At 70.7% G+C, this 12,285-nt stretch carries 12 protein-coding genes; 5 read left to right on the top strand and 7 right to left on the bottom strand.

All coding sequences use genetic code 11. From position 1 onward, the window contains the following. Positions 1-110 precede the first annotated feature (110 nt). Positions 111-1,466 (top strand): PE domain-containing protein, encoded by a 1,356-nt coding sequence (locus SKC42_RS20905; RefSeq protein ID WP_330966185.1) that lies wholly within the window; start codon positions 111-113, stop codon positions 1,464-1,466. Between the two features lie 5 nt (positions 1,467-1,471). Here the strand turns inward: SKC42_RS20905 and SKC42_RS20900 are convergent, their stop codons facing one another. Then, a complete protein-coding gene (locus SKC42_RS20900; RefSeq protein WP_330966184.1) occupies positions 1,472-2,233 on the bottom strand; it encodes an SOS response-associated peptidase in 762 nt (253 codons plus the stop codon). Positions 2,234-2,288: 55 nt separating this feature from the next. Here SKC42_RS20900 and aroA point away from each other — a divergent pair, with 55 nt between their 5' ends. Further along, positions 2,289-3,584, top strand: coding sequence for a 3-phosphoshikimate 1-carboxyvinyltransferase (gene aroA, locus SKC42_RS20895; protein WP_330966183.1), 1,296 nt, complete (start codon positions 2,289-2,291; stop codon positions 3,582-3,584). Further along, entirely contained in the window at positions 3,581-4,567 is a 987-nt protein-coding gene (gene rsgA, locus SKC42_RS20890; RefSeq protein ID WP_330966182.1) for a ribosome small subunit-dependent GTPase A, read from the top strand. The genes aroA and rsgA overlap by 4 nt, the downstream gene beginning before the upstream one ends. Before the next feature lie 79 nt (positions 4,568-4,646). On the opposite strand, the gene SKC42_RS20885 is transcribed toward rsgA, so the two are convergent. Continuing rightward, positions 4,647-5,120, bottom strand: a complete 474-nt coding sequence (locus tag SKC42_RS20885) for a winged helix-turn-helix transcriptional regulator (protein ID WP_330966181.1) — start codon at positions 5,118-5,120, stop codon at positions 4,647-4,649. Between the two features lie 97 nt (positions 5,121-5,217). On the opposite strand from SKC42_RS20885, the gene SKC42_RS20880 reads away from it, so the two are divergent. Both SKC42_RS20880 and SKC42_RS20875 read left to right on the top strand, forming a co-directional pair. Next, positions 5,218-6,396, top strand: coding sequence for a thiolase family protein (locus SKC42_RS20880; RefSeq protein WP_330966180.1), 1,179 nt, complete (start codon positions 5,218-5,220; stop codon positions 6,394-6,396). Positions 6,397-6,405: 9 nt separating this feature from the next. Continuing rightward, positions 6,406-6,900, top strand: a complete 495-nt coding sequence (locus SKC42_RS20875) for a DUF302 domain-containing protein (protein WP_442932207.1) — start codon at positions 6,406-6,408, stop codon at positions 6,898-6,900. Positions 6,901-6,919: 19 nt separating this feature from the next. On the opposite strand, the gene SKC42_RS20870 is transcribed toward SKC42_RS20875, so the two are convergent. From SKC42_RS20870 to SKC42_RS20850, 5 genes are all read right to left on the bottom strand, one after another. Further along, complete coding sequence (locus tag SKC42_RS20870; protein ID WP_330966179.1) at positions 6,920-7,303, bottom strand: hypothetical protein; 384 nt, start codon at positions 7,301-7,303, stop codon at positions 6,920-6,922. 51 nt (positions 7,304-7,354) lie between these two features. Continuing rightward, entirely contained in the window at positions 7,355-7,891 is a 537-nt protein-coding gene (locus SKC42_RS20865; RefSeq protein ID WP_330966178.1) for a hypothetical protein, read from the bottom strand. A gap of 16 nt (positions 7,892-7,907) precedes the next feature. Next, on the bottom strand, positions 7,908-9,626 hold the full coding sequence (locus SKC42_RS20860) for a GMC family oxidoreductase (protein ID WP_330966177.1): 1,719 nt from the start codon (positions 9,624-9,626) through the stop codon (positions 7,908-7,910). Then, positions 9,623-11,119: a flavin-containing monooxygenase gene (locus tag SKC42_RS20855; protein WP_330966176.1), complete on the bottom strand. Its 1,497-nt coding sequence runs from the start codon at positions 11,117-11,119 to the stop codon at positions 9,623-9,625. The genes SKC42_RS20860 and SKC42_RS20855 overlap by 4 nt, the downstream gene beginning before the upstream one ends. An 87-nt stretch (positions 11,120-11,206) precedes the next feature. Beyond that, entirely contained in the window at positions 11,207-12,271 is a 1,065-nt protein-coding gene (locus tag SKC42_RS20850) for an AraC family transcriptional regulator (RefSeq protein WP_330966175.1), read from the bottom strand. Positions 12,272-12,285 lie beyond the last annotated feature (14 nt).

Here is a 12,285-nt window from a genome sequence, read left to right as displayed (position 1 = left end):
CTCGCAAGAACGCGCATTGGCCTACTGTGTGGCTGCCACCAATGGTCACCGATTCGGACGAACTCCGAAAAACCGGGATGGCCGGAGGTCTTAGCCGCGGGGGTGGGGCAATGTCTTTCGTGAACGTGGCGCCGGAATTGCTGGAGACGGCGGCGTCCGATGCGGCGCACATCGGTGCGACCGTCAGGGCCGGCAACATGGCCGCGCTCATCCCGACGACCGAGCTGGCGACGGCGGGCGCCGACGAGGTGTCGGCGGCGATCGCGGCGGTGTTCGGCACGCACGCCCAGCAGTATCAAGCGGCGGCGGCGCAGGCTGCTACGTATTACGAGCAGTTCGTGCAGAACCTGAGCGCGGCCGCGGGCGCCTATACAGCCGCGGAGGCGAGCATCGCCACGGGGCTGCAGTCGTTCGCCAGCGATCCGCTCCGCGCCGTCGGCGAAGCCTGGGTCGGCAGCCCGCTGGGCCGGGTGCTCGACCCGCTCATCAACGCTCCCACCGATGTGCTGCTGGGGCGTGACCTGATCGGCGACGGCGCGATCGGGACGGCGCCTCGCGCCACCCAGATCGTCATCGACTTCGTGCGGCACGGGCAGTCGTTCGGCAATGCGTTGGGCTTCATCGACACCGCGGTGCCCGGGACGGGGCTCACCGCGCTGGGCGAGCAGCAGGCGCAGGCCATCGCCGCCGCTCTCGGGGCGCAGGGACCGTTCGCCGGAATCTTCTCGTCGCAGCTGCTCCGTGCCCAGGAGACCGCCGCGCCGCTGGCCGGCATGCTGACCGTGCCGGCCCTGCCCGGCCTCAACGAGATCGACGCCGGCATCTTCAGCAGCTTCCCGGAGATCCCCGCGGGCCTCCTGTACATCCCGGCCCCGCTGGCGTGGACGCTCGGATTCCCGCTGGTGCCGATGCTGACGCCGGGATCCGTCCAGTTCAACGGCGTGGTGTTCGACCAGGGCTTCACCAACGCGCTGCAGACGATGTACTCGACCGCGATGGCCAACCCGGTGGTCGCGCAGACCGGCCACATCACCGACGTCGCTTTCTCCAGCGAGTTCGCGATCGAGGTCGGCACGCTGATGAACGTCAAGAACCCCGACCTCCTGCTGATGCTCACCCACCCGCTGTCCAACACCGGCGTCGTCGTGGTGCAGGGCGACCCACAGGACGGCTGGAACCTGGTCAGCTGGGACGGGGTGCCCGTCGCGCCGGCGTCCTTGCCCACCCAGCTGTTCGTCGACGTGCGCGACCTGGTCATGGCGCCGCAGTTCGCGGCCTACAGCAGTTGGCAGTCGCTGTTCACCGGGGATCCCACCGCCATCGCGAGCTCGATCCGCAACGGGGTCGACGGGGTCGGCAACGCGGCGCTGAACTTCCCCGGCGCCGTCACCCGCGACCTCATTGGCGCGCTGGGCGCCGGCCCGAGCGTCTCGGCGCACCCCATCATCGACGTGGCCGTGCTGTAACCGCCCTACAGCAGGCGAGCCTGCTCGGGCTGTGGCACGGCCGGCTCGATCAGCTCCGGGCCGTTGTTGCGCACGTTGTTGACCAGCGTCGACACCTCGCGCATGCCGATGCCGCGCACGTCGGGGGTGCCGGCCAGCAGCCCCTCGTCGACCGGCGCGTCCGGGTCGAGCCAGCGGTCCCATTCGCTCTCGGGCACCACCAGCGGCATCCGGTCGTGGATGTCGGCGAGCTCGCCCGGCGCGTCGGTGGTGATGATCGTGCAACTGAGCAGCGGCTGCCCCTCCTTCGTCGGCCGCCACACCGACCACAGGCCCGCCATCAACAGCGGCTCCCCGTCCTCGCGGTACATGAAGAAGGGCGTCTTGCGCGACTTCTTACCCGCGTCCGCGTCGTTCACGCGCCACTCGTAGTAGCCGTCCATGGGGATCAGGCACCGCTTGGACTTCGCGCTGGACCGGAAGGCCGGCGAGGTGGTGACCTTGTCGGCGCGCGCGTTGATCAGCATCGGGCCTTTGACCTCGGGCGCCCCGTCGGCGCCGGCCTTCGCCCACGGCGGGACGAGCCCCCAGCGCATCAGTCGCACCCGCCGCGTCGGCTCGTCGTCGGGCTCGGCGTGCCTGCTGACCACGGTCGCGATGCTCGTGGTCGGGGCCACGTTGTAATTCGGGGCGCCGGTGTTCGGCGTCGTCCCGGTGGCCTCGTCGATCGCCTTGATCTTCTGGGCCAGCAGGGCCGGATCGGTGGTGACCGCAAAACGTCCGCACATGGCTTCCATCGTGCCGAATACCCATGGCACTCGCCGACACGGCAGGATAAGGCGCGTGAGCACCGAACCCTGGGCCGCCCCGCGCGCCACCGCACCCGTGCATGCGACCGTGACGGTCCCGGGCTCGAAGTCGCAGACGAATCGAACGCTGGTGCTGGCCGCGCTCGCGGCGGCGGGCGGAGGCACGTCGACCATCAGCGGGGCGCTGCGCAGCCGCGACACCGATTTGATGATCGCGGCGCTGCGCGCCCTCGGGCTGCGCGTCGACGGGACCGGGCCGGAGTTGACGGTCGGCGGCCGTATCGAGCCGGGGCCCGGCGCCCGGGTGGACTGCGGCCTGGCCGGCACGGTGCTGCGCTTCGTTCCCCCGCTGGCGGCGCTGGCCGACGCGGTGGTCGAGTTCGACGGCGACGAGCAGGCCCGGGCGCGGCCGATCGCACCGCTGCTCGACGCGCTGCGCGGTCTCGGCGTCCGGATCGACGGCGACGGGCTGCCGTTCCGGGTGCACGGCGGCGGTTCGGTCGCCGGGGGCACCGTGGCGATCGACGCCTCGGCGTCGTCGCAGTTCGTGTCGGGACTTCTGCTGTGCGCGCCGTCGTTCACCGAGGGCCTGACCGTGCAGCACACCGGCGCGGAGCTGCCGTCGGCGCCGCACATCGCGATGACGGTGGCGATGCTGCGGCAGGCCGGCGTGGACGTCGACGACTCGGCGCCCAACCGGTGGCGGGTACGCGCCGGCTCGGTCGCGGCCCGGCACTGGGACGTCGAACCCGACCTGACCAACGCCGTTCCGTTCCTGGCCGCCGCCGTGGTCACCGGCGGTACGGTCCGCATCACCGGCTGGCCGACGGCCAGCGTGCAACCCGCCGATCACATCCTGGACGTCCTGGGAAAGCTGAATGCGATTGTCGCACAGGGTGATTCATACCTGGAGGTGACCGGCTCCGCCGGCTATGACGGGTTTGACGTCGACCTACGCGCCGTCGGCGAGTTGACCCCGTCGGTGGCGGCGCTTGCCGCGCTGGCGAGCCCGGGATCGGTGTCGCGGCTGTCCGGGATCGCCCATCTGCGTGGCCACGAGACCGACCGGCTGGCCGCGCTGCGGACCGAGATCAACCGGCTGGGCGGCGACTGCGCCGAGACGCCCGACGGGCTGGTGATCACCGCGACGCCGCTGCGGCCCGGCACCTGGCGCGCGTACGCCGATCACCGGATGGCGATGGCCGGCGCGATCGTCGGCCTGCGGGTGGCCGGCGTCCAGGTCGACGACATCGGCGCCACCAGCAAGACGCTACCGGAGTTTCCGCGGCTGTGGGCGGACATGCTGGGCGATCCGGGGGCCACCGTTTGAGGCCTGACGACTACGACGAGTCCGACGTCAGGATCCGCTCCGGGCGGGGTTCGCGCCCGCGAACCAAGACCCGTCCCGGCCACGCCGACGCCGAACCCGCCATGGTGGTCAGTGTCGACCGCGGCCGCTGGGGCTGCGTGCTCGGCGGCAAGCCCGATCACCGCGTCACCGCGATGCGGGCCCGCGAGCTGGGCCGCACCCCCATCGTCGTCGGCGACGACGTCGACCTGGTCGGTGATCTTTCCGGACGGCCCGACACCCTGGCCCGCATCGTGCGGCGCGGTGAGCGGCGAACGGTGTTGCGGCGCACCGCCGATGACACCGACCCGACCGAACGGGTGGTGGTGGCCAACGCCGACCAGTTGCTGATCGTGGTGGCGCTGGCGGACCCGCCGCCCCGCACCGGCCTCGTCGACCGGGCGCTGATCGCCGCCTACGCCGGCGGTCTCGAGCCCATCCTCTGCCTGACCAAGACGGACCTCGCCCCACCCGGCCCGTTCGCCGAGCAGTTCATCGACCTGGACCTGACGGTGGTGGTTGCGGGCCGCGACGATCCGCTGCTAGCGGTGGCCGACCTGCTGGTCGGCAAGATCACCGTGTTGCTGGGCCATTCCGGGGTGGGCAAGTCGACCCTGGTGAATCGCCTGGTGCCAGAGGCGGCCCGGGCGGTGGGCGAGGTGACCGACATCGGCAGAGGCCGCCACACGTCGACGCAGTCGCTGGCCCTGCCGCTGGCCGGCTCGGGATGGGTCATCGACACCCCGGGCATCCGCTCGTTCGGGCTGGCGCACATCCGGCCCGACGACGTGCTGATGGCCTTCTCGGATCTGGCCGAGACGATCCAGGACTGCCCGCGCGGCTGCGGACACCTGGGCCCGCCCGCAGACCCCGAATGCGCGCTGGACGCGCTGTCCGGGCCAGCCGAGCGCCGCGTCGCCGCGGCCCGCCGGCTGCTGGCGGCGCTGCGCTCCGCCGAGCCGTGACCGCGCCTCGACCCCCGGCGAGCGTGCGTGTTTGCACGCCGACGCGCCGGTTGAGGCGTACCTTTGCGCACGCTCGCGCTCAGCCCGACCCGGCCATCCGCATGCCGAGCTCGTCGGGTGGCACCAGATGGCCCTCGGTGCACCGCATCTGGACCTCGGCATCGGCGCCGCAACCGAGGTGCGTCAGCCGCAGCCGGTGGCGGCCGGGCAGGTGCCGACGGCCCCATTCGAACATCGACCACACCACCGGCATGAAGTCGACACCGGCCTCGGTAAGCACGTACTCGTCGCGGCTGCGCCGCCCGGGCTCCCGGTAGGGCTGGCGGCGCAGCAGGCCCAGGTCCACGAGTTCGGCCAGCCGCGCCGACGTGGCGGCCTTGGTGATGCCGACGCGGCGCGCGAAATCGTCGAAGCGCGTGGTGCCGTAGTAGGCCTCGCGCATGATCAGCATCGCGGATTTCGTGCCGACGACCGCCATGGTCTTTTCGATCGCGCACTCGCCGACCGCCGACCATTCGTCACGGTGCGCCAGCGGTCCTTGCAGGAATGTCATGTAGATCACCTCCCGGCCTGGGTTGCATTCAGCATACCTAGGTGTTTACCTGGGTATAGCACAGGCGACTTAGCCTCACGGGACTCAAGGAGGAGCCATGGTTCAAGGTCGGGACGCCGTCATCGTCGGAGCCGTTCGAACGCCCATCGGCAAGGGGAAGGCCAGCGGCGCGCTGCACGATGTGCTGCCCGCGGACCTGCTGGCGCACAGCCTGCGCGAACTGGTGGCGCGGACGGGTGTCGACGCGGCGCAGATCGACGACGTGATCGCCGGGGCCGTCACCCAGGCCGGCGACCAGGCCGTCAACATCGCGCGTAATTCCTTGTTGGGGGCGGGCTTCCCGGAGTCGGTTCCGGGCGTCACCATCGACCGGCAGTGCGGCAGCAGCCAGCAGGCCATCAGCTTCGCCGCCCAGGGCGTGATCGCCGGGGCCTATGACCTCGTCGTCGCCGGCGGGGTCGAGTCCATGGGGCGCGTCCCGATGGGCAGTTCGGTGCTCCCCGGCAGCAACCCGTTCGGCGAGGACATGACGCGCCGCTACCCTGACGGCCTGGTGCCGCAGGGCATCAGCGCCGAGCTGATCGCGGCCAAGTGGGGTTTCTCGCGCGCGCAGCTCGACGAGTTCTCCGCCGGTAGCCACGACAAGGCCGCCCGCGCCACCAAGGACGGACTCTTCGACAACGAGCTCATCCCGATCGCGGGGCTCGCCGTCGACGAGATCGTCCGGCCCGGCACCACCGTCGAGACGCTCGCCGGGTTGCAGCCAGCCTTCTACAGCGACGCCATGAAAGAGCGCTTCCCGCAGATCAACTGGTCGATCACGCCGGGCAACTCGTCGCCGCTTTCCGACGGCAGCGCCGCGGTCCTGATCACCACCAGCGAGGTCGCCGCGAGGCTCGGGCTGCGCCCGCTGGCCCGGATCCACACCACCACAGTGGTGGGCTCGGATCCGCTCTACATGCTGACCGGCGTCATCCCGGCCACCGAGAAGGTACTGCGCCGGGCCGGCCTCACGCTGGCCGACATCGACCTGTTCGAGGTGAACGAGGCGTTCGCGCCCGTGGTGCTCGCCTGGGCCCATGACACCGGCGCCGACCTGGCCAAGACCAACGTCAACGGCGGTGCCATCGCGATCGGCCACCCGCTGGGCGCCAGCGGTGCCCGCATCATGACCACACTCGTCAACGCGCTCGAGCAGCGCGGCGGGCGGTACGGCCTGCAGACCATGTGCGAGGGCGGCGGCATGGCCAACGCCACCATCATCGAGCGGCTGTAGGGGATCAGCATGACGCAGGAAACGGGATTTCAAGGAGTGCGGGTCCGTTACGACAGCCCCAAGGCCTACGCGCAATTGCTCGACGCCCTGCTGGCCGACATCGGCGACAAGCCGGTGCCGATCCACGACATCGCAACGGACACCGGTGACTGGGACTCGTACCGGCAGCGGGTCGAATCCTACGTCGGTCCAAGCGGATTCATGCTGTTCGCGCTGCTGGACCACGGGGCGTGGATCGCCAAGGCGGGCATCGAGCGCAAGGTGATGCGCGTGATCGTCGGCAACCCGCTGATCGCGATCACGATGCTGCGCCACGACGTGAGCGCGGGCCTGTTCGCCCCGGTCGAGTTGCTGCTGACCGACGAGGGAACCGGCAGCAGCCTGACCTACGTCAAGCCGTCATCGCTGATGGTGGTCGAGCCGAATGCCGAACTGCTCAGGGCGGCAGAGCAACTCGACGCCAAGCTGGCCGCGCTGGCCGAGAAGGTGACCGTCGGGTCGTGACAGGAGGATGGCGCCCACGTCAGGGCGCAGACCTCACCGCGGCGACGAAGCCCGCCGGATCCTCGAGGCTGAGGTAGAGGCAGCGGACTTCGCCCCAGCTCGAACTCATCAGCTGCACGGCCTTCGACGTCACCGGACGCGAGAACTTCAGTTCGACGATCCCGTCCCGCGAGCCGTTGACCATCCAGGCGTCTCCGGTCGGGTGGATCCCCCAGGCCAGCGGCCGCCCGGGTATCGTCCGAGCCGACCGAATGTCGTTCAGCGGTACGTCGATTCGAAACATCCAGCCGTGCTTGACGTGCAGCGCGCTCTGGTCCACCCGGATCGTCGTCCGCTTCGGCCCGGCGCCCAGAAGCGCCGCCAGCGGGCGATACCACCGGTCGTAGCGCATCCGGAAGTCCATGTCGACATCCTCACGGGACCGCCGGGCGTCTTGGCCGCCGACGGGAACGAATCAGAGCCAGCCGGTGCGGGCGGCGGCGACGGGCTCGGGGGGCGCCGGGGCCAACTCCCCGTCCCGCACGCCGTCGAGCATCCGCTGCACGGCGGCGACGATCTCCGGTGCGGCCGAGGCAAGCCCGGCTTTGTCGGCGTCCGGGATCCCGTCCGGATCGACGCCCGCCCGCTCCAGCACGGCGGCCGGGTCGGCAAGCTGCCCGGCCAGCCACGCCACGGGATCCGCGGACAACTCGGGAACGAAGTGCCGGCGCCCCGGCTCCCACCCGTCGAACCGCGGGTGGTGATGGGCCCGGTCGAGCGTCCCGGGCGGGCTCTCGGTGGAGCCGAACAGGTCCACCCGCCACACCGGGCGGTTGAAGCCGATCGGCACGCCGGCGTAGATCGACCCCTGCGGCTCGTCGCGGTCGACCAGGCGCAGTTCCAGCCTGACGCCCCGCTCCGGGGTTTCCTGACCTTCGAGCGGGCGCGGATCGACGAAGAACATGTCGCCCACGACCACACCCAGTGTTTCGAATCCAAACGCTGCGAGCATGTTTCCGACTGTAGACCTACCCGCTGCGCGCGGCGTCGGCCTCGAGGCGCAGGGCGCCCGGCGCTCCGGCCGGGACGGCGGGGGTGCGCGGCGCCACGGGCGGAACGCGCAGGTAGGACGACCCCAGCCGCGGGCGCGGGTCGGGCTCGCCCTTGTTGGGCCACAGCGAGGTCGCGCGCTCGGCGAGCGCCGTGATGGTCAGCGACGGGTTCACTCCCAGGTTGGCGGTGATCGTCGAGCCGTCGATCACGTGCAGGCCCGGATATCCGTGCATGCGGTGGTAGGGATCGACGACGCCGTCGGCGGCGGTCTGGCCGATCACGCAGCCGCCGATGAAGTGGCCGGTCATTGGGATGTCCGCCAGGTCCGCCCAGGCGCCGCCGGCGATGCCGTCCAGGTATGCGGCCGCGCGCCGGGCCACCTCGTGGCCGACCGGGATCCACGTCGGATTCGGCTCGCCCACCCCCTGACGGGTCCGCATGCGCCGCCCGAACAGGCCGCGGCGGGTGAAGGTGGTCAGCGAGTTGTCGTGGGTCTGCATCACCAGCAGCGGGATGGTTTGCTCGGACCAGTTCGTCGGGTTGAGCAGGCGGGCGAGATCGCGTCGCTGCCGCACCAGTTCCTTCATCCCCGACCGCCAGCGCCGTCCACCGTCCACGCCGTCGACGAGAACGGTTCCGAGCAACCCCATCAGGTTGGAGTCGTGGCCATAACGGCACGGTTCCACATGCGTGTGCTCGTCGGGATGGATCGAGGACGTGATCGCCACGCCCTCCGAGTAGTCCACGTCGTCGCTGCGCGCCCGCACCGCCAGGATCGCCTCGGAGTTGGTTCGCGACAGCTCCCCAAGGCGGGGCGACACCCGCGGCAGGCTGCCGCGGTCACGTAACCGGTGGAGCAGCCGCTGGGTGCCCAGGGCGGCGGCCGAGAACACCGCCTGCTCGGCGGTGAACGTGCGGCGCCGGCGGTGAACCTTGGCCCCGGTGCGGCGTGTGACGACATCGTAGCCGCCGCAGCGCCGCGGCCGGACGTCGACGACGGTCGTCAGCGGGTGGACCTGTGCGCCAGCCTTTTCGGCGAGGTACAGATAGTTCTTCACCAGCGTGTTCTTGGCGTTGTGCCGACAGGCCGTCATGCATTCGCCGCAGTGGCGGCACGCGTCGCGGGCCGGCCCGGCGCCGCCGAAGTAGGGGTCGCCGACCGGGGCGCCCGGTGCCGCGAGGCGGCCGTCCTCCCCGGCAAAGCACACGCCGACCGGGGTGGCGTGGAAGGAGTCCGCGATGCCGAGGTCGGTGGCCACCTGCAGCATCACCTTGTCCGAGGGCGTCATTCGCGGATAGGTTGCGACACCGAGCATCCGCTTGGCCTGGTCGTAGGCGGGTGCCAGCTCGTCGCGCCAGTCGGTGATCCCGCTCCAGCGCGGGTCGGCGTAGAACGAGTCGCCCGGCTCGTAGAGCGTGTTCGCGTAAACCAGCGAGCCACCACCCACGCCCGCGCCGCTGAGCACGACGGCATCGGATAGCAGGTCGATCCGCTGGATGCCGTAACAGCCGAGGGACGGTTTGAACAGGTAATCGCGGACGTGCCAGTTGTTCTTGGCGAAGTCCTCGTCGCGGAAGCGGCGGCCGGCCTCGAGAACGCCGACCCGGTAACCTTTTTCGGTGAGCCGCAGCGCGGTGACGCTGCCGCCGAAGCCCGAGCCGATCACCAGCACGTCGTAGTCAAAAGGCGTCACGCGCCGACTGCCTCCGCCGCGGACCGGGGCCGGACTTCGATGTAGTCCGCGAGCACCACATCCGTTGTGCGGCGCTGGTATTCGTGCACCAGCCCCGGCCAGTTGGTGGTGACCCGGCCGGACGCGGTGCGGTACCAGGACTGGCAGGTGGTCCACACTCCGCGGTCCAGGCGGGACTGGACATCCTCGTCATAGGCCTGCTCGACCTCGCGCCGGACCTCGAACGCGCGGGCCACTCCCCCGCGTGCGAGTTCCTCGGTGAGCTGGCGGATGTAGCGGGCCTGCTGCTCCATCATCAGGATGATCGAGCTGGTGCCGAGGTTGGTGTTCGGCCCGTAGATCAGGAACATGTTGGGGAATCCGGGCACCGCCATGCCAAGGTGGGCGCGCGCCCCCTCGGCCCACTGGTCGTGCAGGTCGCGGCCGTCGCGGCCCGTGATCGTCATCGGCGCGAGGAACTCGGTGGCCTTGAACCCGGTGCCATAGACGATCACGTCCACCTCGTGCAGGCGACCGTCGGCGGTGCGCACACCGGTCGGCGTCACCTCGGTGATGGCGGCCGTTTCGACCGAGACGTTCTCGCGGGCCAGCGCCGGGTACCACTCACTGCTGAACAGCACGCGCTTGCAGCCGATCTGATAGTCGGGGGTGAGCTTCGCCCGCAGCACGGGATCCTTGATGTGGCGCTTGAGGTTCAGCGACGCGGCGACGCCGATCAGCTGGGCGAGCGGGGCCACCCGGGTCAGCGCGAGACCGAAGAACTCGCTGATCTCCCAGATCAGCGTGCGCATGGCGGCGGCGAACCCGGGCACCCTCCGGAATGCAACATGGTGCGCACCGGTGTAGGCGCGATCTGGCTTCGGGACGACGTAGGGCGCGGATCGCTGAAAGACGGTGACGTGCCTGGCCGTTTCGCGAATGCGCGGCACGAATTGGATCGCCGACGCGCCGGTGCCGAGGACCGCGACGCGCTTGCCGGCCAGGTCGACGTCGTGACGCCACTGCGCCGAATGGAACGACGGGCCCGCGAACGTGTCGAGCCCCGGAATCGCCGGCAACGCCGGGCGTGACAGCTGACCCACGGCGGGCACCAGCACCTCGGCCTCGTAGACGTCACCGCCCGACGTGGCGACCCGCCACGTCGCGGTGCTGTCGTCGTACGTCGCCGAGGCGACCTCGACCCCGGTCCGCACCAGGCCGCGGAGGCCGAACCGGTCGGCGGTGTCGTGAATGTAGCCGAGGATGTCGGGCTGCTCGGCGTAGCGCCGGCCCCAGTCGGTCTTGCGGGCGAACGAGTACGAATACAGGTTCGACGGGACGTCGCAAGCGGCGCCGGGATACGTGTTCTCCCGCCAGACGCCGCCGATGTCGGCAGCCTGTTCCAACACGGTCACGTGGGCCAGCCCATCCCGGGACAACTCGTGGGCCGCGGCGAGGCCGCCGAAGCCCGCCCCGATCACCAGCACGCGCGGGCGACGAAGAGACGAAGTCATGCCTCACAAGTTAGGAGTGCGGGGCACGCCACCGGCAGCCGATTGCGGACGGCAAATCCATGATTCCGGCCACACCCTCGCCACCGGTCAGACGGCCAGCAGCCGCGCCCGGGGCGCCGCCGCACGCTGGTAGCGGGCGGGAGTCGTGCCCGTCCAGCGCTTGAACGCGGCGATGAAGCTGGTCGCCTCGGCGTAGCCCAGCCGCAGCGCGACGTCCTCCACCGACAGGGCACCCGTCGCCAACAGCTCCTCGGCGAGGACGCGGTGAACCTCCTCGACGAGTTCGCGGAACGTCGTGTTCTCCTCGGCGAGACGCCGCCGCAGCGTCCGCTCGCTCATCGCCAGCTGCCGGGCGACGACGCCGATCGTGTGCGGTTCGCCGCCGATCGACGCGAGGCGCTCACGGACCCGCCGGGCGACACCGGTGCGTTGCCGGCGGCGCTCCAACAGGTCGTGGCACTGCTGCTCGCACATCGCCGCGCTCATCTCGCTGGCCTGGGGCAACCGGCTGTCCAGTAGCGCGGCCGGCCAGCGGACCACATTGGCCGGGCAGTCGTAGCGTGGCGTCACGCCGAACGCCTCGCGGACCTCGGCGTCACCCGACGACGGTGCCGGACCGGCGAATTCGACCTCGGTGAACGGGATGGGGCGGCCCAACAACTCCGCCATCACCCGGGCGATGGCCGCCAGGTCGCGCCGGACGAGAAACTCCGCGACGGGGCCCGTCAGGTCCGGCAGGTCGAGCCGCAGCGCCGCGAGGGGACCGTCCACCGTCACGCTCGGCAAGCAAAACCCGTAGGTGAGCTCGTAGAACCTGGCCGCGAACCGGACCGCATCGCCGAGGGTCGAACTCGTCAGGCAGGCGAAGCCGAAGATGCCGAACGATCCGACGTAGTAGCGGCGGCCGACCCGCATCCCCAGGTTGGCCGGGTCGCCGAGCCGGTTCACCAAGTTCGTGGCGACCGCCAGCTCCTGGCGTCCCACGATCATGCGGTCGTGGTCGTGCAGCCCGGCCTCGGACAGGCCGGACCCCTCCAGCACGTCCACAACGGCCAACCCGCGCTCGCGCGCGAACTCGGCCATCAAGGCGACGCTGGCGATGTTGCGGGGGAAATCCCAGTGCGACACCTGCTGCCCGGCGAACACCTGCACGCATCCCAGTATGG

The sequence above is a fragment of the Mycobacterium sp. 050134 genome (assembly GCF_036409085.1).
Taxonomy (GTDB): Bacteria; Actinomycetota; Actinomycetes; order Mycobacteriales; family Mycobacteriaceae; genus Mycobacterium.
Note: the sequence above shows the minus strand (reverse complement) of the source record. Positions and strands in the feature narration are given on the sequence as shown.